Annotated in this window: 20 protein-coding genes; 15 read left to right on the top strand and 5 right to left on the bottom strand. The window is 64.7% G+C overall.

Features of this window, described 5'->3' with window-relative positions:
• The first annotated feature begins 5 nt into the window (after window positions 1–5).
• The 8 genes from API01S_RS22160 to API01S_RS22195 all read left to right on the top strand — a co-directional run bounded on the left by API01S_RS22160 (window position 6) and on the right by API01S_RS22195 (window position 10,838).
• Window positions 6–896, top strand: a complete 891-nt coding sequence (locus API01S_RS22160) for a helix-turn-helix domain-containing protein (RefSeq protein ID WP_006216802.1) — start codon at window positions 6–8, stop codon at window positions 894–896.
• Window positions 897–1,009: 113 nt separating this feature from the next.
• A complete protein-coding gene (locus API01S_RS22165; protein WP_061306217.1) occupies window positions 1,010–2,446 on the top strand; it encodes a DUF2868 domain-containing protein in 1,437 nt (478 codons plus the stop codon).
• On the top strand, window positions 2,439–3,839 hold the full coding sequence (locus tag API01S_RS22170) for a GTPase/DUF3482 domain-containing protein (protein WP_061306162.1): 1,401 nt from the start codon (window positions 2,439–2,441) through the stop codon (window positions 3,837–3,839). Before API01S_RS22165 ends, API01S_RS22170 begins: the two co-directional genes overlap by 8 nt.
• A 378-nt stretch (window positions 3,840–4,217) precedes the next feature.
• On the top strand, window positions 4,218–5,825 hold the full coding sequence (locus tag API01S_RS22175) for an ABC transporter substrate-binding protein (RefSeq protein ID WP_061306163.1): 1,608 nt from the start codon (window positions 4,218–4,220) through the stop codon (window positions 5,823–5,825).
• A gap of 132 nt (window positions 5,826–5,957) precedes the next feature.
• A complete protein-coding gene (locus tag API01S_RS22180; protein WP_006216798.1) occupies window positions 5,958–6,929 on the top strand; it encodes an ABC transporter permease in 972 nt (323 codons plus the stop codon).
• Between the two features lie 10 nt (window positions 6,930–6,939).
• On the top strand, window positions 6,940–7,866 hold the full coding sequence (locus API01S_RS22185; RefSeq protein WP_006216797.1) for an ABC transporter permease: 927 nt from the start codon (window positions 6,940–6,942) through the stop codon (window positions 7,864–7,866).
• Window positions 7,867–7,873: 7 nt separating this feature from the next.
• Window positions 7,874–9,604, top strand: coding sequence for an ABC transporter ATP-binding protein (locus API01S_RS22190; protein WP_006216796.1), 1,731 nt, complete (start codon window positions 7,874–7,876; stop codon window positions 9,602–9,604).
• A gap of 25 nt (window positions 9,605–9,629) precedes the next feature.
• A complete protein-coding gene (locus tag API01S_RS22195; RefSeq protein ID WP_061306164.1) occupies window positions 9,630–10,838 on the top strand; it encodes a metal-dependent hydrolase family protein in 1,209 nt (402 codons plus the stop codon).
• An 87-nt stretch (window positions 10,839–10,925) separates the two neighbouring features.
• Here API01S_RS22195 and API01S_RS22200 read toward each other — a convergent pair whose 3' ends face one another.
• Window positions 10,926–12,398 (bottom strand): YdgA family protein, encoded by a 1,473-nt coding sequence (locus API01S_RS22200; RefSeq protein WP_061306165.1) that lies wholly within the window; start codon window positions 12,396–12,398, stop codon window positions 10,926–10,928.
• Between the two features lie 304 nt (window positions 12,399–12,702).
• Between API01S_RS22200 and API01S_RS22205 the strand changes: the two genes are divergently transcribed.
• From API01S_RS22205 to API01S_RS22220, 4 genes are all read left to right on the top strand, one after another.
• Entirely contained in the window at window positions 12,703–14,235 is a 1,533-nt protein-coding gene (locus tag API01S_RS22205; RefSeq protein ID WP_050728275.1) for a DEAD/DEAH box helicase, read from the top strand.
• A 59-nt stretch (window positions 14,236–14,294) separates the two neighbouring features.
• Window positions 14,295–14,924, top strand: coding sequence for a LysE family translocator (locus API01S_RS22210; protein WP_061306166.1), 630 nt, complete (start codon window positions 14,295–14,297; stop codon window positions 14,922–14,924).
• 113 nt (window positions 14,925–15,037) lie between these two features.
• Complete coding sequence (locus tag API01S_RS22215) at window positions 15,038–16,645, top strand: peptide chain release factor 3 (RefSeq protein ID WP_006216787.1); 1,608 nt, start codon at window positions 15,038–15,040, stop codon at window positions 16,643–16,645.
• 24 nt (window positions 16,646–16,669) lie between these two features.
• The gene (locus API01S_RS22220) at window positions 16,670–17,356 is read left to right on the top strand and encodes a hypothetical protein (protein ID WP_085947629.1); all 687 of its coding nucleotides are present in this window, start codon (window positions 16,670–16,672) and stop codon (window positions 17,354–17,356) included.
• 69 nt (window positions 17,357–17,425) lie between these two features.
• Here API01S_RS22220 and bfr read toward each other — a convergent pair whose 3' ends face one another.
• From bfr to rpoN, 4 genes are all read right to left on the bottom strand, one after another.
• Complete coding sequence (gene bfr / locus API01S_RS22225; protein ID WP_006216785.1) at window positions 17,426–17,902, bottom strand: bacterioferritin; 477 nt, start codon at window positions 17,900–17,902, stop codon at window positions 17,426–17,428.
• A 378-nt stretch (window positions 17,903–18,280) separates the two neighbouring features.
• Window positions 18,281–19,189 (bottom strand): DMT family transporter, encoded by a 909-nt coding sequence (locus API01S_RS22230; RefSeq protein ID WP_061306167.1) that lies wholly within the window; start codon window positions 19,187–19,189, stop codon window positions 18,281–18,283.
• A 249-nt stretch (window positions 19,190–19,438) separates the two neighbouring features.
• A complete protein-coding gene (locus API01S_RS22235) occupies window positions 19,439–19,720 on the bottom strand; it encodes a (2Fe-2S)-binding protein (protein ID WP_006216781.1) in 282 nt (93 codons plus the stop codon).
• Window positions 19,721–19,841: 121 nt separating this feature from the next.
• Complete coding sequence (gene rpoN / locus API01S_RS22240; RefSeq protein WP_006216780.1) at window positions 19,842–21,269, bottom strand: RNA polymerase factor sigma-54; 1,428 nt, start codon at window positions 21,267–21,269, stop codon at window positions 19,842–19,844.
• Between the two features lie 16 nt (window positions 21,270–21,285).
• Here rpoN and API01S_RS22245 point away from each other — a divergent pair, with 16 nt between their 5' ends.
• The 3 genes from API01S_RS22245 to leuA all read left to right on the top strand — a co-directional run bounded on the left by API01S_RS22245 (window position 21,286) and on the right by leuA (window position 25,244).
• Window positions 21,286–21,930 carry a hypothetical protein gene (locus API01S_RS22245; protein ID WP_006216779.1) on the top strand — a complete coding sequence of 215 codons (645 nt, stop codon included), beginning with the start codon at window positions 21,286–21,288 and terminating at the stop codon, window positions 21,928–21,930.
• 193 nt (window positions 21,931–22,123) lie between these two features.
• A complete protein-coding gene (locus API01S_RS22250; RefSeq protein WP_061306168.1) occupies window positions 22,124–23,101 on the top strand; it encodes a tripartite tricarboxylate transporter substrate binding protein in 978 nt (325 codons plus the stop codon).
• A 430-nt stretch (window positions 23,102–23,531) separates the two neighbouring features.
• The gene (gene leuA / locus API01S_RS22255) at window positions 23,532–25,244 is read left to right on the top strand and encodes a 2-isopropylmalate synthase (RefSeq protein ID WP_006216776.1); all 1,713 of its coding nucleotides are present in this window, start codon (window positions 23,532–23,534) and stop codon (window positions 25,242–25,244) included.
• Window positions 25,245–25,274: the final 30 nt, after the last annotated feature.

The raw sequence follows: 25,274 nt of genomic DNA on the forward strand, positions 1-25,274 counted from the left end.
CTTCTATGGGCACCGTCGCTTCGGCCCCCGCCGACTTCTCCGTCTTTCGCACCCTGTCGCGCTCCACCGCCACGCTGGAACGCGCCACCACCCTGGGCGAAGGCATCGCCATTTCGCAATGGACCCGCAGCGCTTGCGAGACGCTGGGCTACGACACGCCCGGCCACCACACGCTGTCGCTCTATCTGCACGGCGGCGACAAATCCTTCCGCGTGGGACGAGACGCACTGCACGGCGGCGCGGGCAAGTTCTGCGTGCTGCCGGCCGAACACTATTCGCGCTGGTGCATGAACGATCAGGTGCACTTCCTGCACCTGTACATCGCCCCCGAGCGCCTTGCCCGCGAGGCCGTCATGCGGCTGGACTGCGAGCCGCGCACGCTGGAACTGCGCGACCGCACCTACATCCAGGACGACTCGCTGATCGATGTCTGCCGGCAACTGCTGGGAACCGATTGGGCCCAGCCCGCCGACCGGCTGGCCGCCAGCAGCGCGGCGGAGACGGTGCTGCACCATCTGTTGCGGCAAGGCGTGGCGCGCAAGTCCGTACAGCCGGCTCGCGGCGGCCTGGCTTCCGCCGTGCGCCGCCGCATCATGGACTACGTCGATGCGCATCTGGACGCGCCCTTGACGCTGGACGAACTGGCGGGCGTGGCCGCCCTGTCCACCTATCATTTCGCGCGCATGTTCCACGCCTCGTTCGGCGAACCGCCCCATGCCTGGGTGCGGGCGCGGCGGCTGGCGCACGCGCGCACGCTGCTGGAAGCGGGCAAGGGCGATCTGGCCGGTGTTGCGCAGGCCAGCGGCTTTGGCAACGCCAGCCACCTGTCGCGCGTGTTCCGCGACGCCGTGGGCGTCACGCCCGGCCAATATCGAAGCGCCCGCCGGCAACGCTGAACGCATCGCCGTCGGCCGCGCGTCGGCCCGTTGCGCCGATGCGCCGGGTCTACAATGGCGCATCGCCCTTTGCGGCCTTCACGCGCGGTCCCACCGCGCCGCTTACCAACGCGATGCCGCCCTCGACCTCTCGCGCTTTTGATCCTCCGCCCGGCTCCGACGCCCCGCGCCGATTGCGCGCGCATTGGCTGGCCGAACTCATCCGCCTGCGCGAAACGCATTGGGGTCCGCTGGACGATGCCGACGCCGTGCGTCGCGTGCGCCAGCTGGACACTGATCTGCCCTCGCGCATCCTGGCTCGCGCCGACCTGCTCGCGCAACGTGAAAACCTGGTTTCCCTTGTGGACGGCTGGCGCCGCAGCGCCCAGGCCATCCTGGCGACGTTGTTCGTACTGGCCCTGATGTCCGGCATTGGCGTGGCGCTTGGCGCGTTGGGCGACGGTTCTCGCCCCGTCAACGTGTTGTGGGCGCTGGGCGCAATGCTGGGGCTGCACGCGCTGACTTTCCTGCTTTGGCTGGCCAGCTTTTTACTCAGGCCCACCGCCGCGACCGGGCTGGGTCGTTTATGGCTGTGGGCGACCCGCAAGCTTGCGCGGGGTCCTGACAGCGCGCTGGTGCCGCAGGCCTTTCTGAACCTGCTGGCGCGCGCGGGCGCCTTGCGCTGGCTGTTCGGCGCGATCAGCCACCTGCTATGGCTGACCGCCTTGTCTGCCGCGCTGGCGACTTTGCTGCTGGTGCTGTCTACCGCCAGCTACCGTTTCGTCTGGGCCACCACGCTGCTCGCGCCCGACACCTTTGTCTGGCTGACGCAGGCCATCGGCTGGCTGCCCGCGCATCTGGGTTTTGCGATGCCGGACGCGGCGGTCATACGCGCCAGCGATGGTGCGCAGACGCTGTCTGCCGACGCGCAGGTGCAGTGGTCGTGGTGGCTGATCGGCGTCGTGGTCGTATACGGCATCGTGCCCCGCCTGCTCGCTGCGATGCTCTGCGTTGCCGCCACGCTGCGGGCGCTGCGGCGCTTGCGCATCGACCCCTTGCTGGCCGGCTTCGCGCCCTTGCGCGATCGCCTGGAGCCACCGGCGCAATCCACCGGCATTGACCGCCCGGTGGATGCGCTGCACCAGCCGCGCGTGCAATCCGCGCCGTTGTCCGGGCTGGCGGGGCAGCCCGTGCTGTTGGGGCTGGAACTGCCGGGCGACCTCGCCTGGCCGCCGACCGATCTGCCCGCGTCCATCCAGATGGCGGGCAACCTGGACACGCGCGAAGAGCGCAATCGCGTGCTGGACGCGCTGGCCCAAGCCGCCGCGTCGCGCCTGCTGATCGCCTGCGATGCGCGCCAGACCCCCGATCGCGGCACCTTGTCGCTGATCGCCGAACTGTCCGCCCACGCGCGCCATACCGCCGTGTGGCTCATCGCATCCCCGTCGGACAATGCGCATTCGCGCGCCGCGCTTTGGCGCGAGCGTCTGCTGGCGCTGGGCTTGCCCGCCGACGCCATCCTGCAAACGCCTACCGCACCGCTGAACTGGCTGGAGGCCGGCCATGGCTGACGAACTCATCAGGATCGCGCTGGTCGGCCACACCAACACCGGCAAGACATCGCTGCTGCGCACCTTGACGCGCGACACGGGCTTTGGCGAAGTGGCCGACAGCCCCGGCACCACCCGCCACGTTGAAGGCGCGCGCCTGCGCCTGGACGGCCGTCCCGTGCTGGAATGGTTCGACACGCCCGGCATGGAAGACAGCATCGCGCTGCTGGAATACCTGGAACGGCTGGATCAACCGGACGAACGGCTGGACGGCCCGGCCCGCATCCGCCGCTTCCTGAATACGCCGGAGGCGCATGGACGCTTCGAACAGGAAGCCCGCGTGCTCACCAAAATGCTGGAGTGCGATGCGGCGCTGTATGTGATCGACGCGCGCGACCCCGTGCTGGGCAAGCACCGCGATGAACTCGCCATTCTTGCCGCCTGCGGCCGGCCCTTGCTGCCGGTGCTCAACTTCGTGAACGCCCCCACGCACCGCGCCAACGAATGGCGCGACGCGATGGCGCGTCTGGGCCTGCACGCAGTGGTGGAATTCGACACCGTCGCGCCGCCGCTCGATGGCGAGCAGCAGCTGTACGCCAAGCTGGGCGTGCTGCTGGACCGCCACGCGGGCGCACTGGCCCGACTGTCCGACAGCCTTTCCGCGCAACGCCGTGAACGCCGCGCCGCCGCTTACGAGCTGTTGGCGGACCTGCTGATCGACGTCGCGGCGCTGCATCTGGCCAGCCCCAGCGACGACGCCGCGCTGGCCGCCACCTCCAACCAATTGCGCGACCAGGTGCGCCAACGCGAACAAACCTGCGTGAATGCGCTGCTGGCGCTATACAACTTTCGCGCGGCCGACTTCACCGACGAAGCCTTGCCACTGCAAGGCGAACGCTGGGGCATGGACCTGTTCCATCCGCAAGCGCTCAAGGACATGGGCGTGCAGGTGGGCATGGGCGCGGCTGCTGGCGCCATGGCTGGCGCGGCGGTGGATCTTTTCAGCGCGGGCTTGAGCCTGGGCACCGGCATGCTGATCGGCGCGGCGGCGGGCGGCTTGTGGCAAGGCGTGGAAAAGTTGGGCAGGCGCATGGCGGGCAAACTGCGCGGCTGGCGTGAAATCAGCGTCGACGACGCCGTGCTGCGCTTGTTGGCGCTGCGCCAGCGCCAATTGATCGACGCGCTGGAACGCCGCGGCCACGCCGCGCGCCAGCCATTGAAACTAGCCCTTCCGGACGATGAAGGCTGGCGCAAGGGCCCGTTGCCCGAGGCCTTGAAAGAAGCCCGCAGCCGGCCCGAATGGTCGGCGCTGGGCAAGCATTACGAAGACAGCGACCGGCGCAAGCGCACCGTCCATGAACTGGCGCGCACGCTTGCCGCAACGCCCGCATCGCCCCTGCCTGCAAACGAATAGCCCGGCGTTGCGCGGCGCGCTCGACGCCCCCTTTTTGGCCGGGAAAACGCACCATTCAAGCCATCCGGCAAGCGCGGACTAACCCCAATCCAAACCGATTGACGCTTAAACGAATGCGTCTATAAGATTCGATCTGCATCGGCGCGGGCACGTCCCCGCCATGACAATCACAAGGGGTTGGGTCTATCGTGAAGTCGAAGTCCACTGTAGTGATTCCCGGCATCGCCTTTCATGGCCCGTGCGCGGTTTGCGCCGCGCGCCGTTCCTCCCCGCACCGCCTTTCGTCGTAAGCAGCAACGCCATGCCCCGGAACCCGTTGGGGCTGGGGCCCTGTCACTTCTGTCGCGCGATCCGCGCACCACACGGAGCATGAGGGCTATGCGTACTTTTCCTCACCTGAAGCAAGCTGCGTTGGCGACCGCCATTGCCGCGTCCATGGCGTTCAGCGCCGGCGCGGCCGCCAAGACCTTCCACTGGGCGTATCAGGGCGACGCCACCTCGATGGACCCGATGGCCCTGAACGAGACGTTCACCTTGGGCTTTCAGGGCAACATCTACGAAACGCTGGCCGGCTACGACGGCAACCTGAAACTGACGCCGCTGCTGGCTGAAAGCTGGGAAAACCCCGAGCCCACCAAATGGGTGTTCAAGCTGCGCAAGGGCGTGAAGTTTCACGACGGTTCGCCCTTCACCGCCGACGATGTGATCTTCTCGTGGAAGCGCAGCCTGACGCCCGGCTCGGACATGAAGGGCTACGGCGCCAAGGCTTCCGACATCAAGAAGATCGACGACTACACCGTCGAAGTCACCACCCCCACGCCCAATCCCATCCTGCCGCGCGAATGGGTGTTCCTGTACATCATGAGCAAGAACTGGGCGGAGAAAAACAAGACCACCGAGGCCACCAACGTCAAGGGCGACAACCAGGGCAACTACGCCAACCTGAACGCCAACGGCACGGGCCCCTTCATGCTGGTGTCGCGCCAGCCCGACGTGAAGACGGTGCTCAAGCGCTATGACGGCTACTGGAACAAGGACATCAAGACCAACGTCGACGAAGTCATCTTCCAGCCCATCACGCAGGAAGCCACGCGCGTCGCCGCGCTGATCTCCGGCGAGATGGACCTGGTGCAACCGGTGCCCGTGCAAGACTGGAAGCGGCTGGAAGACGCCAAAGGCGTCAAGCCGCTGACGGCGCCGGAAGCGCGCGCCATCTTCATCGGCATGGACCAGGACCGGGACGAGCTGCTGTTCTCGGACGTCAAGGGCAAGAATCCGTTCAAGGACGCCAAGGTGCGCGAAGCCGTCGTGCTGGCCGTGGACACCAAGGCCATCAACGAGAAGATCATGCGCGGCGCGGCCAAGCCGCTGGGCTCGCTGGTGGCCACCGCCATCAACGGCTATTCCGATTCCTACGGCGCGCCCTACAAGCCCGATCCCGAACGCGCCAAGAAGCTCTTGGCCGAAGCCGGCTATCCGAAGGGCTTCACCGTCACCATGGACTGCCCGAACGACCGCTACGTCAACGACGAAAAGGTCTGCCAGGCGGTGGCCGGCATGCTGGCGCGCGTGGGCATCAAGATCAACCTGCTGGCGCAGACCAAGTCCAAGTACTTCGGCAAGATCCTGCTGCAAGCGGGCAACCAGACCAGCATGTACATGCTGGGTTGGACGCCCAGCTCCACCGACGCGCACAACGCGCTGCTGAACCTGGCCGCCTGCCGCGACGCCAAGACCGCCGCGGGCCAGTTCAACCTGGGCGGCTACTGCAACAAGAAGGTGGACGAGCTGACCAACAAGATCGGCGTCGAAACCGATCAGACCAAGCGCAACGCCATGATCAAGGAAGCCTTCGAGATCGTGCGCAGCGACTACGGCTATCTGCCGCTGCACCAGCAGCCGATGTCGTGGGGCGTGAAGGACAACATCAAGGTCATCCAGCGCGCCGACGACGTGCTCGACCTGCGCGACGTGGTCCTGCCGTAAACCGCCGTCGTGATTCCATAACGACGTGAGCCCCGGGCGGCGCAAGCCGTCCGGGCGCGCCCGGCCCAGCCCCGCTTGCGGCAGTCTCGGCAAGCGCGGCCCGGCGTTATTTGCAAACGAGGGCAACCGATAATGCTTTCCTTTATTGCGCAGCGACTTATCCAGTCGGTGCTGGTGATGTTGACGGTGGCGCTGATCGCGTTCTCCATGTTCCGCTATGTGGGCGACCCGATCGCCAGCATGGTCGGCCAGGACACCACGCCTGAGCAACGCGCGCAGTTGCGCGAACAGCTCGGCCTGGACGATCCCTTCGTCGTGCAGTTCGCGCGCTTTGTCGGCAACGCCGCCAAAGGCGACTTCGGCATTTCATACCGGCAGCGCCGGCCCGTCAGCGAGCTGCTTGAAGAACGCATGCCCGCCACGCTGGAACTGTCGTTCGTGTCCGCCGTGATGGCGCTGGCGCTGGGCATACCCATGGGCATCTACACCGCGCTGCGGCGCCACGGCGTGCTGTCCAAGACCTTCATGGCGCTGTCGCTGGCCGGCATCTCTTTGCCCACGTTCCTGATCGGCATCCTGCTCATTCTTGTCTTTGGCGTGCAGCTGCGATGGCTGCCCAGCTTCGGACGCGGCGACGTCGTCAGCCTGGGCTGGTGGACCACGGGCTTTCTGACCAAGTCGGGATGGCTTGCGCTGATCATGCCGGCGATCACGCTGGCGCTGTTCCAGATGACCCTCATCATGCGGCTGGTACGCGCCGAGATGCTGGAAGTGCTGCGCGCGGATTTCATCAAGTTCGCCCGCGCGCGCGGCCTGCCTGAACGGCTGATCAATTTCCGCCACGCGCTCAAGAACACGATGGTGCCCGTCATCACCATCACCGGCCTGCAACTGGGCTCCATCATCGCGTTCGCCATCATCACCGAAACCGTGTTCCAGTGGCCGGGCATGGGCTTGCTGTTCATCCAGGCGATCAGCATGGTGGACATCCCCGTGATGGCGGCGTACCTGGTGCTGATCGCCTTCATGTTCGTGGTCATCAACCTGGTCGTCGACCTGCTGTACTTCGCCGTGGACCCGCGTCTGCGCGTGCAGAGCAAGTAAAGGAATCAACATGATTGCTCGCATCGCTCCCTTCTTCACGCGCGCCGCCGACAGCGACCTGTGGCACAGCTTCAAGCGTTCGCCCGGCGCCATCATCGCCGCGATCGTCACGCTGACCATCCTGCTGGGCGCGCTGTTCGCGCCGATCGTCGCGCCGCACAACCCCTTCGACCTGGCTTCCTTGAGCATCATGGACGCCAACACGCCGCCTTCGTGGGAAGAGGGCGGCAGCCCTGACTTCCTGCTGGGCACCGACGACCAGGGCCGCGACATCCTGTCGGCCGTGCTCTATGGTTCGCGCGTGTCGCTGCTGGTGGGTTTTGCCTCGGTGCTGTTCTCGATGGTGCTGGGCGTGACCCTGGGCCTGATCAGCGGCTACGCCGGCGGCCGCATCGACAGCTTCATCATGCGGATCGCGGACGTGCAGTTGTCGTTCCCCGCCATCCTGGTCGCGCTGCTGATCGATGGCGTGGCGCGCGGGGTGCTGCCGCGCGACATGCACGACCAGCTGGCGCTGTATGTGCTGATCTTCGCCATCGGCATCTCGGGCTGGGTGCAATATGCGCGCACGGTGCGCGGCTCCACGCTGGTCGAACGCAACAAGGAATACGTGCAGGCGGCCAAGCTGATCGGCATCGGCCCCTTCACCATCCTGCGCCGCCACATCCTGCCCAACGTCATGGGGCCCGTGCTGGTCATCGCCACCATCCACCTGGCGATTGCCATCATCACCGAGGCGACGCTGTCGTTCCTGGGCGTGGGCGTGCCGCCCACCGCGCCGTCGCTGGGCACCTTGATCCGCATCGGCAACAGCTATCTGTTTTCGGGCATGTGGTGGATTTCGATTTTCCCCGGCATTGCGTTGGTGGCGCTGGTGCTATCGGTCAACCTGCTGGGCGACTGGCTGCGCGACGCGCTCAACCCCAAGCTGCGCTGAGGACGTCATGGCCCTGTTGAACATAGAAGACATCCGAATCGAATTCCCCAGCCGCCGTGGCACGCTGGTGGCCGTGGACGGCGTATCGCTGGCATTGGAGAAGGGAGAGATCCTGGGCGTGGTGGGCGAATCCGGCGCGGGCAAGTCCACCATCGGCAACGCGGTGATCGGCCTGCTGGAAGCGCCCGGACGGCTGGCGGGCGGCGCGGTGCTGCTCAATGGCGAACGCATCGACACGCTGACGCCCGCGCAAAAGCGCAAGGTGCGCGGACGCCGCATCGGCATGATCTTTCAAGACCCGCTGACGTCGCTCGACCCGCTGCAAACGGTGGAGAGCCAGCTGGTGGAAACCATGCAGGTACACCTGAACCTGACGCACGCCGAAGCCAAGAAACGCGCGGTGCAGTTGCTGGTGCAGGTGGGCATCGATCAGCCGGAACTGCGCGTCAAGCAATACCCGCACCAATTCTCGGGCGGCATGCGGCAGCGTGTGGTGATCGCGCTGGCCTTGTGCTGCGAACCCGAAGTCATCATCGCCGACGAGCCCACCACCGCGCTGGATGTTTCCATCCAGGCGCAAATCCTTGAGCTGCTGAAAAAGCTGTGCCGCGAAGAGCAGGTCGGCATGATCATCATCACGCACGACATGGGTGTGATCGCCGACGTGACCGACCGCGTGGCGGTGCTGTATCACGGCAAGCTGGTCGAGCAAGGGCCGACCGCCAAGATCCTGGGCGACCCCGACCATCCCTATACGCGCAGCCTGATTTCGGCCGTGCCGCGTCCGGACATCAAGCTCAAGCGCTTTCCGCTGGTCACTTACATCGAAGACGTCAAGACGCCGTCGCAACCGCTGGACCTGGCCACGCATTGGCTGGGCCAACGGCGCGACTTCGGCGCGCATACCGACGGGCCGCTGGTGCAAGTGCGCGACCTGTCGATGCGCTTCGTGCTAAAGAGCGCGCTGTTCAAGCGCAACCAGCGCACGCTGGACGCGGTCAAGCGCGTGAACTTTTCGATTGGTGAAGGCGAGGTCTTCGGCCTGGTGGGCGAATCCGGCTCGGGCAAGTCCACGGTGGCAAGATTGATTTCGGGGCTGTACACGCCTTCGGAAGGCTCGGTGACATTCGGCGGCACGGACCTGACCGCGCTGAAAGGCGAGAAGCAGCTCAATCCGTTTCGCCGCCAGATCCAGATGATTTTCCAGGACCCGTTCTCGTCGCTGAATCCGCGCATGCGCGTGCTGGACATCATCGCCGAACCCATCCGCTTTCATAAGCTGGCGGCCAGCGAAGCAGAGACGCGCCGCATCGTAGCCGACCTGCTGGACGTGGTGGGCCTGGGCGATCGCGCCGCCGAGCGCTTTCCGCACGAGTTCTCGGGCGGGCAGCGCCAACGCATCTGCATCGCGCGGGCGCTGGCCACGCGGCCGCGCTTTCTGATCTGCGATGAACCCACGTCGGCGCTGGACGTATCCATCCAGGCGCAGATCCTGAACCTGTTGAAAGACCTGCAGGAAGAACTGGGGCTGACCATGCTGTTCATCAGCCACGACCTGCCGGTGATCCGCCAGATGTGCGATCGGGTCGGCGTGATGCGTTACGGCGAACTGCTGGAAGTGGCCGAAACGGAAACGCTGTTCGAACGCCCGCAACACCCCTACAGCCAGCACCTGCTTGGCCTCATGCCTCGCCTGCAAACCATGTCCCGCGAGGGACTGGATGTGGTGCAAGGCTGATGGCCCGGCGCAACCGGAGCAAGAGATGACGGCGACACGGCAGACCCTGTTTATTGGCGGCCTGGTATTCGATGGCCTGGGCAAGATGCTGCGCGATCACGGCGTGCTGGTCGACGGCAAGGGGGTCGCGCGCGTAGCGCCAGCCGCCGAGTTCGAAGGCTATGCCGGCATCCGGGTGGACACCACCGGCATGACGCTGATGCCCAGCCTGGCGGATTGCCACGTGCACCTGGTGTACACGGGCGGCGCCGATCCCAACGCGCACCTGAGCAAGCAGGGGCCCGCGCAGATCACGCTGACCGCGCTGGAGAACGCGCAGGCGAGCCTGCGCGGCGGCGTGACCGCCTTGCGGGACTGCGGCGGCAAGGACTACCTGGAATTCGGAGTGCGCGATGCGATCGCCCGCGGCATTTTTCCAGGCCCTACCATCAAGGCATCCGGCCGCATCATCTGCATGACGGGCGGACACGGCAACCGCATCGGCCGCGTGGCCGACGGCTGCGACGACGTCATCAAGGCCGTGCGCGAACAGGTGCACGCGGGCTGCGATCTGGTGAAGATCATGGCGACGGGCGGAGTCATGACGCCGGGCGTAAGCCCGATGGACGCGCACTATAGCTTCGATGAGCTGAAGGCCGGCGTGCACGAGGCCAAGCGCTTTCGCAAAAGCACCGCCAGCCACGCGCAGGGCACGCAAGGCATTCTGAACGCCGTGCGCGCGGGCATCGACTCCATCGAGCACGGCATCTTCATGGACGAGGACTGCCTGCGCGAAATGCTGGAGGCCGAAACCTATCTGGTGCCGACTATCGCCGCCGTGCGCAACATCATCGCCAATGCCGACAACGGCATCCCGGCATACGCGGTGGAAAAGGCGCGCGCCGTCGAACAACGTCATCGTGAATCGTTCCAGATGTACTACAAGGCCGGCGGCCGCATCGCGATGGGCACGGACGCGGGCACGCCGTTCAACCTGCACGGCGATAATGCGATGGAGCTGGCGTTCATGGTGGAATTCGGCATGACGCCCGTGGACGCGCTGATCGCCGGCACGTCGCGCGGTCACGACCTGATGGGCCTGGCCGACCACGGCGTGATCGCCGAGGGCAAGGTGGCCGATCTGTTGCTGGTGCAGGGAGATCCGACCGAAGACATCCTGAAAGCGGCCGACAAGCGCTTCCACGTAGCCGTGCTGCGCAATGGCGACCTGGCGGCGGGCGCGTTGCCGTTCTGACTGGCACGCGGGCGCACACCATAAAAAAAGCCGCCGCGCCTTTTCGGCGCGGCGGCTTTTTCATTGCGCGAGGCGGGTGTTCGCGCCTTAGCGCGCGCCACCCATTGCGCCGCTCATGACCATCATCAAGAACTGTTCCACCGGCATCTTCTTGCCGTTGAAATCGACCTGGCCGTCAGCGTAGTTCAGGTAGGTGACGATGTTGTTGTTCTCGACCTTGGCAACGCCCATCGCGGCAGCCATGGTGCCGACCATTTCGGCCTGGCCCTTGGCGGTCTGCACGGCTTGTTCGGCCGACACGCCGCGCATCTGCGGTTCAACGGCCATCAGGTCGCTCAGGTTGCCCTTGGACAGCACCAGCTTGGCGTCCAGCTTCTTGACGGCCTGGGTCAGCGTGTCCGCGAACTCGCCATCCATCGATGCCGGCTTGGCGAAGTCCAGGTTCAGGTTGAACGTGGACGTGCCGTTGGCGGTGCGCACTTCCAGCGGCGACACGGCCAGCGTGGGGTTGCCAGCCAGGATCTGCTCGACATTGGCCTTGATGACCTGCTGTTCCTGTTCGGTGAACTGGGGCAGTTGCTCTTGACCATTGCTTTGCATCATGCGGCGCGAAGCGGCTTCATAGACGTCGTTCAGCGCCTTGAACGCCTTGGAGTCCAGCTTCTGCACGTCCAGGGCCAGCTTCATGCCGGCAACGTCCTTGGCTTGCACGTTGATCATGCCGAAGTCCAGCGCCATCTTGGCGCCCATGGCCGGACCGTTCTCGGTCATGTCGACGGCGATCGAGGTGTCCTTGAACTGAACCGGCGGCTTTTCCTTGGACGTGATCGTCCAGTCCTTGAACGTGAGCTTCTGGCTGCCCACGTACATGCCGTTGGATGCCGGGGTCATGTCGCTGGTCAGCGAAATGCCTTGCAGGGCCATGCTGACGATGTCGCTGTTTTCGGTCTGGCCGGCCAGCACCAGCTTGTCGGTCTTCAGGTCGATGACGCCATGCTTGTTCGAGGTCGTGTAGTCGACGTTGCCGGTCATGCCCGAAAAGGTCAGGCTGGTGTCGCCCTTGGTGACTTCCGCGGGGGCCAGGTTGAACTTGCCGGTGATGTTCTTGGCGTAGCTGACGCTGTAGTGACCGGACAGCGGCGTCACGCCCTTGGTGGCGGCGAACCATTCCTTGACGGTGGGGGTCTCTTCCAGCACGAAGTCGCTGGCGACCATGGCCGGCGCGAACGAGCCCGACTTCAGGTTCGACAGCGGCAGCGGGCCGTGCGACAGGTGTTCGACGAACAGCACGTCGCGGTCTTGCGCCGGCTTGCCTTGTTCGGCCGGCGTCGAGAACTTCACGCGGTAGCGCGCGGTGGACGAAAACACACCGCGTTCGAAGGACACCAGCTCGACGTTGGAGGCGATGCCCCACTGGTCGCTAAATTTCTTCAGTTCGACATTGGCATCGCCAATGGACTGATTGACGAAAGCCTCGGCCTTTTGGCCCGTGTACCAGGCGGTACCGGTCCATGCCGCGCCCAGAACGACCACGATGCCCACAATTGCCGATTTCTTCATAGCGACCCTTTATTCTTCAAATGGATAGATGCGGAGCGATTATAGGGAGAGCGCCCTAGGGAAAACACGTATTTGGTGCTGAAGCGCTGCAATATGTTACTTGGCGATACAGCGCGACCGAATCGAATCCGCTGCTGCACCGCCACATCAGCTACAATCGCCGAGTGTGCTTTGCCAATCTGCACACGTCCGCTAGGCCCTTCGCTGCCAAGCTTCGCCCATCAGGGCGCTTCCCTTTTCTCCTTATTCGTCCGCCTGGATTGGAGTCTCTCAACTTGAGCGACGGGCTGCCGCTGGAGTTGTTTTGACTACCTCTTCCCCTTTCGCCGACCTCGGGCTGGCTGATTCCCTGTTGCGCGCTATTGCCGATACCGGCTACACCGCGCCCACGCCTATTCAAGCCCAGGCGATTCCTCAAGTCTTGAAAGGCGGCGACCTGCTCGCCGCCGCGCAGACGGGTACCGGCAAGACCGCCGGCTTCACGCTGCCGATCCTGCATCTGCTGATGCAGCAAAAGCCGGAAGCCCGCAAGCCCGGCCGCCCCCGTTGCCTGATCCTGACCCCGACGCGTGAACTGACCGCGCAGGTGGCGGAATCGGTGCAGACCTACGGCAAGTACACCTCGCTGACGTCCATGGTGATGTTCGGCGGCGTCAACATCAATCCCCAGATTTCCGCGCTGCGCAAGCCGCTGGACATCCTGGTGGCGACCCCGGGCCGCCTGCTGGACCACTGCGGCCAGAAGACGGTGGACTTGTCCGGCGTTGAAATCCTGGTGCTGGACGAAGCCGACCGCATGCTGGACATGGGCTTCATCCGCGACATCCGTAAGATTCTCGCGCTATTGCCCAAGCAACGCCAGAACCTGCTGTTCTCGGCCACGTTCTCGGACGAGATCCGTACCCTGGCGCGCGGCGTGTTGAACAACCCGGGCGAAGTCTCGGTCACCCCGCGCAACACCGCCACCGAACTGGTCACCCAGACGGTGCACATGGTGGAACAGCATCACAAGCGCGACCTCATCAGCCACATCATCCGCGAAAGCGGCTGGCATCAGGTGCTGGTGTTCACGCGTACCAAGCACGGCGCGAACCGCCTGGCTGAAAAGCTGGTCAAGGACGGCCTGACCGCCGCCGCGATCCACGGCAACAAGAGCCAATCGGCCCGCACCCGTGCGCTGGCAGGATTCAAGGACAGCACGGTGACCGTGCTGGTGGCGACCGATATCGCCGCCCGTGGCCTGGACATCGACCAGCTGCCGCAAGTGGTGAACTTCGAGCTGCCGAACGTGCCGGAAGACTACGTGCACCGGATCGGCCGCACGGGCCGCGCGGGTGCCACCGGCGCGGCGGTCTCGCTGGTCGACAACAGCGAAATCAAGCTGTTGAAGGACATCGAGCGCCTCATCAAGAAGACGATCGAACGCAAGCCGGTCGAAGGCTGGACGCCGTCGCCCACCAGCGCCGCCGCCTTTGAACGCCAGGAACGCGATGAAGACGCGCGCAGCCCGCGCGGCGGCAATCGCAACGGCGGTGGCGGTCGTGGCGGCAATGGCGGTAACGCCGGCCGTGGCGGCAACGCTGGCGCCGGCCGTTCGCGTCCGGCCCAAGGCCAGGCCCGCGCAGCCACTGGCGGCCGCGCGCCCGCACCGGCTCGCGCCGCTGGCGAAGGCCGTGGCAACGGCGGTCAACGCGACGCCAAGCCCGCCGACCGCTCGGCGCACGCCGGCCGTGGCGACGGTCGCCCGCAGCAGGCCCCGCGCCGTCCGGAAGGCGCTCCGCGTCCGACGGGCAACGGCGGATCAGGCCGTCCGCGCGCGGCGCTGCTGGGCAAGTAAGGACCAGCGAGTAATATCACCGGCACCCTGAATACTGCGATCCAAGGACCCGCGCCATCATGCCCTTATCCACCTGGTTGACGTTCTTCCTGGCCTCCTGGGCCATTTCGTTCTCACCCGGGGCGGGCGCGATCTCGGCGATGTCCTCTGGATTGAAGTACGGCTTTGCACGCGGCTACTGGAACACGGCCGGCCTCATCATGGGCATCCTGTTCCAGTTCGTCGTCGTCGCCGTGGGCTTGGGCGCGGTGCTGGCCACCTCGGAGATGGCCTTCAATGTGGTCAAGTATCTGGGCGTGGCCTATCTGATCTACCTGGGCGTGCGTCAGTTCCGTACCGACGCCGCGCCCGTCGCGGTGGATGCCGGCGACCCCAAGCAGGCGTCGATCCGCGATCTGGTCATGCGCGGCTTCCTCATCAACACGATGAACCCGAAGGGCACCGTGTTCTTGTTGGCGGTCGTGCCGCAATTCGTCGACCCCGCGCTGGCCTTGACGCCGCAGTACATGGCGCTTGCCGGTACGCTGGCTTTCACTGACCTGGTCGCCATGGGCGTCTACACGCTGCTGGCGGCGCGTGTGCTGCGCCTGCTGCGCGACACCAAGCACATCCGCTGGATGAACCGTACCTTCGGGTCGCTGTTCATTTTGGCGGGCGTATTCCTGGCGTCGTTCCGCCGCCATTCCTGAATTTTCGGGCCTTGCGGCGCGCGCTGGCGACAGCGGGTGCTCCAAGGCTTTTTCATGCACGATGCCGTACCGCGCCGGCCCCCAAAGCGGCGTTAAGTACAATCCCCCCGACCATGAATATCCCTCAAGAAGTAGCGCGGCGCCGAACGTTCGCGATCATTTCCCACCCTGACGCAGGTAAGACCACGCTGACCGAAAAGCTGTTGCTGTTCGCAGGCGCGATCCAGATCGCCGGTAGCGTCAAGGCGCGCAAGGCCTCGCGCCATGCGTCGTCCGACTGGATGGAAATCGAAAAGCAGCGCGGCATTTCCGTGGCCTCGTCGGTCATGCAGATGGAATACCGCGACTGCGTCATCAACCTGCTCGACACCCCGGGCCACCAGGACTTCTCCGAAGACACCTACCGGGTGCTGACGGCGGTTGACGCTGCGCTGATGGTGATCGACGCGGCCAACGGCGTTGAACCGCAGACGATCCGCCTGCTGCAAGTCTGCCGCGCGCGCAACACGCCCATCATCACGTTCATCAACAAGATGGACCGCGAAGTGCGCGAGCCGCTGGAACTGCTGTCCGAAATCGAAGGCCACCTGGGCATGGACGCCGTGCCGTTCTCGTGGCCGGTCGGCATGGGCAAGTCGTTTGGTGGCGTGTTCGATATCCGCCGCGACCGCATGCGCGTGTTCCGCCCGGGGCAGGAACGCCGTTCGGACAACGACGACGTCATCGAAGGGCTGACCAATCCTGAAATCGCCCGCCGTTACGGCTCGGCGTTCGATCAGGCCAGCGGCGAAATCGAGCTCATCAACGAAGCGGCGCCCGCGTTCGACCGCGAGCAATTCCTGGCCGGCAAGCAGACCCCGGTGTTCTTCGGTTCGGCCATCAACAACTTCGGTGTGCAGGAAGTGCTGGACGCGCTGGTCGACCACGCGCCGCCCCCCGGTCCCCGCATGGCGTTGCAACGCGAAGTGCTGCCGGAAGAACCCAAGTTCACCGGCGTGGTGTTCAAGGTGCAAGCCAACATGGACCCCGCCCACCGCGACCGCGTGGCGTTCGTGCGCGTCAGCTCGGGTCGCTTCGAGCGCGGCATGCGCTTGAAGGTTGCCCGCACCAATAAAGAAATGCGCCCGAACAACGTGGTGTCTTTCCTGTCGCAACGGCGCGAGCTGCTGGACGAGGCGTATGCCGGCGACGTGATCGGTATTCCGAACCACGGCGTGCTACAGCTGGGCGACGTGCTGACCGAAGGCGAGACCCTGCAATTCACCGGCCTGCCGTTCTTCGCGCCGGAGCTGTTCCAGGCGGTTGAAGTGAAGGATCCGCTGCGCACCAAACAGCTGCGCACCGGCCTGACGCAACTGGGCGAAGAGGGCGCCATCCAGGTGTTTCGTCCCGAAGCCGCTGGCGGCTCTTTGCTGCTGGGCGCCATCGGCCAACTGCAGTTCGAAGTGGTCGCGCATCGCCTTAAAACCGAGTACGGCGCGGACGCCAGAATGCTGCCTTCGCGCTACACAATGGCACGTTGGATTACGTCTGAAAACCCGAAGGCGCTGCGCAAGTTCATGGATGCCAATGCGGCTCATATCGCCTATGATGTCGTCGATGCGGCGGCGTTTTTGATCAGTTCCCCTGCGCAGTTGCGCGTAGCCGAGGACCTGTATCCCGAGGTGAAATTCCATGCCATGCGCGAACACGGCGGCAAGGTTTTCGGGGACAAGGCGTAGACCCGTTCGGGTTCCGCACGGCAGATGAGGGTAGCAATGTCTTGGCGTTTATTATTCGCAACGCTCCTGATCGCGCTTGGCGCGTCGGCCTGGGGCGGTATTCAATTGGGTGACTGGCTGGTAGCGCATGCGCCGCCCGCGGCACCCGCTCCTGGTCAGGACGCGGCAGCTTCGCAGCAGCCCGTTCTGGACGCCAACGGACGCCCTTACGTGGCGCAGCCCCCGCAGCCTCGCATCGATGGCACGCTGGGCGTACCCGACAAACCCGCCGACCGCGAATGGCAAGTCAACACGGTGTCGCTGTTCGATACCGTCAGCGACCCGGCCGTCAAGCTCTCGCGCGAACGCATCACCCCCGAGCAAGCCCGTGAAATCGCGGCCGCCTCGGAAGTGCCGCTGCCCTCGGGCTCGTCGGATGTCACCACCATGGACCTGCAAGTGCCCGGCACCTCGACCGCCATCAACGGCGGCCAGATGCAAGCCAATGGCTACGGCACCCCGCAAATGGTGCAGGCGCCGCCCCCTCCGCCCAACACCTCGCCCGCACCGGGCGCGCCGGGCTGGCAGGACGCGCTCAAGCGCGAGTTGGCGCAGTGCGCAACGCAGGGCTTCTTCGAACGTCCCTCCTGCTCGTGGAACGCGCGCAACAAGTACTGTGCGCCCAACCGCGCCTGGGGCACGATGGCCGAATGCCCGGCCCGCCCGCAGTAACGCCGCGATTGCCGCACATAGAAAAGGCGCCCCATGGGGCGCCTTTCTTTTGCCTGGCGGCCGGACCGATTACTCGGGCACGGACATCTGGCTTTGCAGGTAATTCTGGATGCCGACCTTGTCGATCAGATCGATCTGGGTTTCCAGGTAATCGATGTGCTCTTCGGTGTCGTCCAGGATGTCCTGGAACAGATCGCGCGAGACGTAGTCACGCACCGACTCACAGTAAGCGATGGCTTCCACGACGGTTGCGTGGGCGGCTTGTTCCAGCTTCAGGTCACAAGCAAGCAGCTCGGGCACATCTTCACCGATCAGCAGCTTGTGCAGGTCTTGCAGGTTGGGCAGGCCATCAAGCATGAAGATGCGCGCGATCAGGCGATCCGCATGCTTCATTTCGCCGATGGATTCTTCGTACTCGTGCTTGCCCAGCTTGTCGAAGCCCCAATGATTCAGCATGCGTGCATGCAGGAAATATTGGTTGATGGCCGTCAGTTCGTTGGTCAGTTGCTTGTTCAGAAACTGGATGACGGTTTTGTCGCCTTTCATAATGGACTCCTTGCAGTCAGGCGCGACGCGAGTGCATCGCGACAAAGGAGCGCACGATGCCGCGCGTACGCAACCCCGGCAGACTACCATCTGCCGCAGGGCCACGCCTAGCCTTGCGCCGCATTTGGTAAACCGCTTTAGGACCGCTACAAGAAAGCGACAAGCCAATGAGAATGAGTATGCGTGCGCGATGCCTTGCATGCGAAACGCAAGCCCCATGCGGCGTTGCGCGGACCCACACGCGGTAATCGCACCCCATTTTTCACGCCCATTGCCGACCGGCCCGTCAGGCGCGACGACAAATAGTCCCTACACCCGTCAAAACCGTTTGGTTGTTTATCCGCAACCCCGCAGAACTTACTCTGACAGAGAGTGCGATCAGCCCGCTTTGCGCGTCGTCAACCAGATGCCAATGGCGATGGGAACGATGCCCAACAGGTCCAGCCACGACACCGGTTCGCGCAGCACCAGCCAGCCAAATAACAGGCCCAGCGGCGGCATCAGGAAATGCAGCGCGCTGGCCGAAGTGGCGCTGGCCCGGCTCAAGATCATGAACCACAGGTAGTAGCCGCCCATCGACACCGCCACGATCATGTAGGCCATGCTGGCCAACAGGCTGGTGGTCAGATGCGCGTCGCCCAGGCTTTCGTTCATCAGCGCGAACGGCAGCAACGCCGCTGCCGCGGCAAGGGACTGGATGCCGGTCGATGTCCACAGGCCCGCCGTGGGCTTGAGGCGCTTGTAGAGCAACGTGCCCGCCACCAGCGCCACCAGCCCGCCCGTGACCAGCAGCGTGCCGTGCATGTCTTCCTGCATGCCTGACAGCCGCGATCTGAGCACCACGGCTACACCCGCCAGCCCCAGGCACAGGCCAAGCAACTTGCGCCAGTTCAGCCGCTCGCCCAGCACAGGCCCGGCCAGGACGCCGATCAACAAGGGATTGGTGCTGATCAGCACGGCCGTGAAGGCTGACGAAACGGTGGTCATGCCCGACCAGCTCAGGCCCAGGTACAACGCATTGTTCAACACGCCCAGCAGGATCAGCGAGGCCAGGTCGCGCGCCCGCATTGGCTGGCCACGGCCGCTGTAGGCGGCGATGCCGAGCATCAGGACGCCGGCGATCAAAAAGCGGATGGTCAGCAGAGTCAGCGGCGGACAGTCCCGCACCGCGATTTTTGCCGCCGCGAAGGCGGAACTCCATAAAAAGCAGAACGCCGCGATGGGTACCCAACTGATCCCCGAGGCAGCAGGGGCGTTCGGGGGACGGGCGACGGGCGTGGCCTTCATCAAGGGTCCAGGAGAGCGGCACGCCACGCAGGGCGCAGGGATCAAGCATTCTGCTCGCGCCCAGGTTCGTTGACAAACATTTTGGGAAGTCGCGCGCATCTGACTCGCACGGCCGCGCTGCTACCCGGCCAAGCGGACGCACAGGCAGGGCAGATCAGGGAAGGCTGGGGAGTTGCTACGAGAGAAAGTAGCGGGAAACAACAAGACGGCTCGCTGAGAATTCAGCGAGCCGGCAGGGATGGCAACGCTTCAGCCAGCAGCGACCAGCGGAATGGGGAAGCTGCTGTTGTTGGCAGCCGAGCCCGATTCAACCAGGGTGGCGGGAGCATTGACCGGAACGGCGATGGAGCGAACGTCGCATACGCTGGAGCAGCGGCCGCCCGGCAGGTATTCGGCGGCGGTTGCCGCGCAGCAGCCGCAGCACGTGGCCACGCCCAGCTCGAATTGCAGGTCGGACAGCGTCGTCGCGCCACCGTCCACGCTGGCGCGGACTTGGCGTTCGGTGATGGCATTACATACGCAAATGTACATGCGAATGATTATCGAAAATTATCCAGCGGATGACAAGCCCTGGACGCAAAAAAATTTGTAGCGTAATTGTCACGCAAGCCCTTGAAACAAAGGACGAATCCGCGAAGATTCGTCCCCAATTTCAGCGCGCGCTGGCCTGCGCCTTGCGCAGCGTTGCGGGGGCAATTCGCAGCGCTTCGCGGTACTTTGCCACCGTCCGACGGGCGATGACTATCCCCTGATCGGCCAGCTTCTGCATGATCTGGCTGTCCGACAAGGGCTTGGCGCGGTTCTCTTCGGCCACCATCTGGCGGATGAATGTCTGCACCGCCGTGGCCGACGTCGCGTCGCCGCCATCCGTGGACACGCCTGCCCCGAAGAAGCGCTTGAGTTCCAGCGTGCCGAACGGAGTGAGCATGTACTTCTGCGTTGTGGCCCGTGAAATCGTGGATTCGTGCAGGCCCAGTTCGCCCGCGATGTCTTTCAGGATCAGCGGACGCATGGCCGATGGCCCTTGGCTGAAGAACGCGGTCTGGCGTTCCACGATGGCCTGGGCGACTCGCAGGATCGTGTCAAAGCGCTGCTCGACATTGCGGATCATCCATTTGGCTTGCTGCAACTGGGTCTGGAGGCCCGCGTGCGCGGATTCCTTCTGGTTGCCCAGCATCTGCGCATACAGGCCGTTGATCTGCAAGCGGGGCACGGCGGCGCTATTCAGCGTGACCTGCCAACCGCGCCGCGTCTTGCGCACGATGACATCCGGCACGGCGTAATCGGCCGCCGGCACGGTCCAGGCGCGGCCCGGCCGAGGCTCCAGCCGCAGGATCAGCGAATGGGCGGTGCGGAAGGTTGCCTCGTCGCAACCCACGGCGGCGCACAGGCGGGCGGCGTTGCCAGTGGCGAGCATGGGCAGATGGCTTGCACAGATTTCGCGCGCGCAGGCCAGCACGGCAGGGTCGGCGGCTTCGGGCAGACGGGTCAGGTCGGGATGGCGCAATTGCAACACCAGGCAGTCGGCCATGTCGCGCGCGCCGATGCCGGGCGGGTCGAACGATTGCAGCAGCGACAGCGCGGCGCGCAGTTCGTCCAGGTCAGGCTCCATTTCGGCGGGCAGCCAGGAAAGGATTTCTTCCAGCGGCGAGCCCAGGTAGCCGTTTTCATCCAGTTCGTCGATGAGCAGCGCGGCCAGCGCTGCATCGCGCGGCGCGGCGCGCGTCAGCATCAGCTGACCCAGCAGGTGCTCGCGCAGCGTGTCCGGACGCGCCGCCTCGGGCAGCCCGGAATCGTCATCCGAATACACGCCGCCCGAGCCCGGCATTTCTTCCACGGGGGAATCGCGTTCCACCGCGGGCGCGTCGTCCTCGACGGAGGATTCGCGTTCGGATTCCGCCTGCGCCTCGGCGGCCGGAGTGTCGTCTTCGCGCTCCAGCAAGGGGTTGTCCGCGAGCACTTGCGAGATCTCGGCCTCAAGGTCGAGCGTGGACAACTGCAACAATCGTATCGATTGCTGCAATTGAGGGGTCAGCGTCAGGTGCTGGCCAGGTCGCAGTTCTAAAATTGGACGGGTCATAGGTACAATATTTTGCATGATGAATCTGACTTCGCCCGCAAGCGTTCGCCAGGACAGCCGACTTATCGGCCAGACCCTGCTCAAACTGGCGCTACCCCGTATCGTTGTGCGCGCGATAGTCATCGCCGTCGCCGTCGTCCTTTGGTATCTGATCGCCTCGTGGATACTGGATTTCGGCAAACGCATGAACTACGACTTCCTGCATACGCTGGGCCAACCGACCCAGGACATGGCGCAGAAGGTCAATCCCTATATCTGGTGGGTGGTTGCCGGCATCTGGACGTTGATCGTCTTCTTTTCCGTACGCGCCTGGTTTTCCGCCAGCCTTGCAGCAGGCGCCGCCACGCCGGTAAGCACGGACGTGCTGGCCGATCTGGCGCCGAACCTGTCGGAAGAATCGCTGGGCGTGCTGCGCTGGACCTGGGGCGATCGCCAAGAGCCCTTCACTGTAGGCGACTTGCGCCGCGCACTGTATGAAATTCGCCACAATCGCAGCGGCAAGATCGCGATGGTGGCCGAACAGGCACACATTCTGGAAGGCACCGCCACGCTCCCGGGGCGCGACCCGCGCGACGATGGCCGCCGCGCCCCGCGCAGCGAAGTCCGGGGAGAAACCCGGAACGATCGTTACGTCGAACCGCGTATCGGTCCCGCGCGCTGAAGCGACCCCCCGCTCTTCTACACCTCATCAGGCCGCCGACAGGCGGCCTTTCTGTTTCAGTCCTGCGCCAGCTCGGCCCTCTATACTGGCCCGTCCAGGCTCGCGCAACCGCGGGCCGCGCATACAACCATGGCAAAACGACATAACGGCAGCCGAGACCTGCCGAGCGCGGCCGGCCCCTGGAGTGAAAACCATGTTCCGCACCCCCATCCGGTATGCCGCCGGTTTGCTCGTGGCCTGCACGGCCGCCTTCGCCGCCACCCCCGCCTTGGCTGACTGGCCCGACAAACCCATCACGTTTGTCGCTCCGTTCAGCGCGGGAGGCGCCAATGACCTGGTCGCCCGCATCATCGCCAAGGCAGTGGGCACGACGCTGAAACAGTCGGTCATCGTGGAAAACCGTCCGGGCGCAGGCGGCGTCGTAGGCGCCGCGCACGTCGCTCGCAGCGCGGCGGACGGCTACACCTATCTGGTCGGCAGCAACGGCACCGTGACCAACAGCCTGATCCGCTCGGACCAGCCCTATAAAGACGAAGAGCTGACGCCCGTGGCGCTGCTGACCATCACCCCGTCAGTCATCGTGGCCAATCCGTCCAACCCGGCCAAGGACCTGAAGGATTTCGTCCAGCGCGCCAAACAGGCCAAGACCGATCGCATCACCTTTTCGACGGCCGGCAATGGCAGCACGCCGCATTTCGTTGCCGAGATGGTCAAGGAAGCGACGGGGCTGCCTGTCGAACCCATCGCCTACAAGAGCGGCTCGGAGGGCGTGACCGCCGTGATCGGCGACCAGGTCGACGCCACCTCCGAGGCCAGCATCGTCACCTTGCCGCTGATCCAGAGCGGCAAGCTCAAGGCCTTGGCCACTACCTGGGACAAACGCATGGCCAGCGCGCCTGACATCCCGACCACCGCCGAGGAAGGCTTCCCGGCGATCCGCATCGGGCACTGGGCGGGGCTGTATGCGCCTGCAGGCACCCCCGCCGACGTGCTGGACAAAATGAACGCAGCCGTCGAGCAGTCTTTGCAGACCAAGGAAGTGCAGGACGCGCTGCGCCAAAGCAGCATCGAACCGGGCGGCGGCTCGCGTGCCAGCTTCGTGGAATTCGCAGCCAGCGAACGCGAACGACTGGGCAAAATCGTGAAAACGGGCCACATGCAGACGCAATAATCGCGCGGTGTTGGGTCGGGCCTGTACCGGCCCGCCCCGATTTCCAAAGCGGGCGCAGCCAAGCTCCGCCCCCGTTTTTTCCACCGTTTTTGTTTGCGCTTGTAGAAAAAATATGTTTGACTAGCACCCTATGGCCGCTCACCGCACCCTCCCCGCGATTGCCACCGGACGCTTTGCCGCTCCGGTCGCCGGCCTGCGCGCTCGTTCCTCTTTCGTTGCCGCGCTATCGCTATACCTACCGATCGGTTGCCGGGCCTAGTGTCCCCGTGGTAGCTCGGCAGCCACGTTTGCCACACGCGATTTCCCCCTTTTATTTGTGAATCCTGCCGGTTAATCACGGCAACCCCTGGCGCAAGACCGTCATCCGGTCGCAAGCGCAGTCGAGCCCCAGTGCTCACGGGATTCAAAAGAAACCGATCGAGGTGTAGTTATGATGCTTGCCAACCCCGCCACCAAATACGTCCCCTTCGCGCCGTTCACCCGCGACTTCTCCGAACGCACCTGGCCCAGCCGCCGCATCACCAAGGCGCCGATCTGGATGAGCACCGACTTGCGCGACGGCAACCAGGCCTTGATCGAACCGATGAGCGTCGAGCGCAAGCTCCGCTTCTTCGAGCAGTTGGTGAAGATCGGCTTCAAGGAAATCGAAGTGGGTTTCCCGTCGGCCTCGCAGACCGACTTCGATTTCGTGCGCAAGCTGATCGATGAAAAGCGCATCCCCGACGACGTCACCATCATCGTGCTGACCCAGTCGCGCGAAGACCTGATCAGCCGCACGGTCGAAGCCGCTGCCGGCGCCAAGCAGGCCATCGTCCACATGTACAACGCCTGCGCGCCGGCCTTCCGCAAGGTCGTGTTCAACATGTCCAAGGACGAGATCAAGGGCATCGCGACCACGGGCACGCGCCTCATCAAGCAATACACCTCGCAGCGCCCCGAAACGAAATGGAGCTACGAGTATTCGCCCGAAGTCTTCAGCACCACCGAACCCGAATTCGCATTGGAAGTTTCCAACGCCGTGGCTGACGTCTGGCAGCCCACGCCCGATCACAAAATGGTGTTGAACCTCCCCGCCACGATCGAGGCGACCAGCCCCAACCTGTACGCCGACCAGATCGAATGGATGCACAAGAACCTGGCGCGCCGCGACAGCATCGTCTTGAGCGTGCATCCGCACAATGACCGCGGCACTGCCGTGGCCGCCGCCGAATTCGCCGTGATGGCGGGCGCTGACCGCATCGAAGGCTGCCTCTTCGGCAGCGGCGAGCGCACCGGCAACGTCGACCTCGTCACGCTTGCGTTGAACCTGTACACGCAAGGCGTGCATCCCGGCCTGGACTTCTCCGACATCGACGAAGTGCGCCGCTGCGCGGAATACTGCAACCAGTTGCCGGTGCACCCGCGTCATCCGTATGCGGGTGACCTGGTCTTCACGGCATTCTCGGGTTCGCACCAGGACGCCATCAAGAAGGGCTTCGCGCTGCAACAGGCCGACGCCGTTTGGGAAGTTCCGTATTTGCCGATCGATCCGGCCGACCTGGGCCGCAGCTACGACGCCGTGATCCGCGTGAACAGCCAATCGGGCAAGGGCGGCGTGTCGTACCTGCTTGAGCAGGAACACGGTCTGGTCTTGCCGCGCCGCCTGCAAATCGAATTCAGCCGCGCCATCCAGCGCGTGACGGACGAGACGGGCAGCGAAGTGACCGCCGACGACGTGCACACGATCTTCAACCGCGAATACCTCGAACAGAAGTCGCCGTGGAAGCTGATCCGCCACCGCATCGACGGCAACCCGTCGGCCGGCGAAGGCCAGCATTTCAGCATCGAAGCCGAACTCGAATACAACGGCGAACGCCGTATCGTGACGGGCAAGGGTGACGGCGCCATCTCGGCCTTCGTGGCCGCGCTGGACGTGCCGGTCCGCATCATGGACTACCACGAGCACGCCATCGGCACCGGCACCGACACGCGCGCCGCCTCTTACGTCGAGCTGCGCGTCGGTGAGTCCAGCACAGGCTTTGGCGTCGGCATCGACCGCGACATCGTGACCGCCTCGTTCCAGGCCGTGCTGAGCGCCGTGAACCGCCACATCAACGCGGGCGCCGTGGCGTCCGCGGAACAGGAAGCCGCCGAGACCGCGTGATCCGCGCTCGCCACCTGAACTGAACGCCCA

Source organism: Achromobacter piechaudii NBRC 102461 (genome assembly GCF_001571245.1).
Lineage (GTDB): Bacteria > Pseudomonadota > Gammaproteobacteria > Burkholderiales > Burkholderiaceae_B > Achromobacter > Achromobacter piechaudii.

What these genes read in the sequence shown, in the direction of transcription:
- API01S_RS22170 (WP_061306162.1), top strand. Translation starts at nt 2,439, where the DNA reads ATGGCTGACGAACTCATCAGGATCGCGCTGGTCGGCCACACCAACACC.
- API01S_RS22235 (WP_006216781.1), bottom strand. Translation starts at nt 19,720, where the DNA reads ATGTACATTTGCGTATGTAATGCCATCACCGAACGCCAAGTCCGCGCC.
- API01S_RS22180 (WP_006216798.1), top strand. Translation starts at nt 5,958, where the DNA reads ATGCTTTCCTTTATTGCGCAGCGACTTATCCAGTCGGTGCTGGTGATG.
- API01S_RS22230 (WP_061306167.1), bottom strand. Translation starts at nt 19,189, where the DNA reads ATGAAGGCCACGCCCGTCGCCCGTCCCCCGAACGCCCCTGCTGCCTCG.
- API01S_RS22165 (WP_061306217.1), top strand. Translation starts at nt 1,010, where the DNA reads ATGCCGCCCTCGACCTCTCGCGCTTTTGATCCTCCGCCCGGCTCCGAC.
- API01S_RS22215 (WP_006216787.1), top strand. Translation starts at nt 15,038, where the DNA reads ATGAATATCCCTCAAGAAGTAGCGCGGCGCCGAACGTTCGCGATCATT.
- leuA (WP_006216776.1), top strand. Translation starts at nt 23,532, where the DNA reads ATGATGCTTGCCAACCCCGCCACCAAATACGTCCCCTTCGCGCCGTTC.
- rpoN (WP_006216780.1), bottom strand. Translation starts at nt 21,269, where the DNA reads ATGACCCGTCCAATTTTAGAACTGCGACCTGGCCAGCACCTGACGCTG.
- API01S_RS22185 (WP_006216797.1), top strand. Translation starts at nt 6,940, where the DNA reads ATGATTGCTCGCATCGCTCCCTTCTTCACGCGCGCCGCCGACAGCGAC.
- API01S_RS22245 (WP_006216779.1), top strand. Translation starts at nt 21,286, where the DNA reads ATGATGAATCTGACTTCGCCCGCAAGCGTTCGCCAGGACAGCCGACTT.
- API01S_RS22210 (WP_061306166.1), top strand. Translation starts at nt 14,295, where the DNA reads ATGCCCTTATCCACCTGGTTGACGTTCTTCCTGGCCTCCTGGGCCATT.
- API01S_RS22175 (WP_061306163.1), top strand. Translation starts at nt 4,218, where the DNA reads ATGCGTACTTTTCCTCACCTGAAGCAAGCTGCGTTGGCGACCGCCATT.
- API01S_RS22200 (WP_061306165.1), bottom strand. Translation starts at nt 12,398, where the DNA reads ATGAAGAAATCGGCAATTGTGGGCATCGTGGTCGTTCTGGGCGCGGCA.
- bfr (WP_006216785.1), bottom strand. Translation starts at nt 17,902, where the DNA reads ATGAAAGGCGACAAAACCGTCATCCAGTTTCTGAACAAGCAACTGACC.
- API01S_RS22190 (WP_006216796.1), top strand. Translation starts at nt 7,874, where the DNA reads ATGGCCCTGTTGAACATAGAAGACATCCGAATCGAATTCCCCAGCCGC.
- API01S_RS22250 (WP_061306168.1), top strand. Translation starts at nt 22,124, where the DNA reads ATGTTCCGCACCCCCATCCGGTATGCCGCCGGTTTGCTCGTGGCCTGC.
- API01S_RS22220 (WP_085947629.1), top strand. Translation starts at nt 16,670, where the DNA reads ATGAGGGTAGCAATGTCTTGGCGTTTATTATTCGCAACGCTCCTGATC.
- API01S_RS22195 (WP_061306164.1), top strand. Translation starts at nt 9,630, where the DNA reads ATGACGGCGACACGGCAGACCCTGTTTATTGGCGGCCTGGTATTCGAT.
- API01S_RS22160 (WP_006216802.1), top strand. Translation starts at nt 6, where the DNA reads ATGGGCACCGTCGCTTCGGCCCCCGCCGACTTCTCCGTCTTTCGCACC.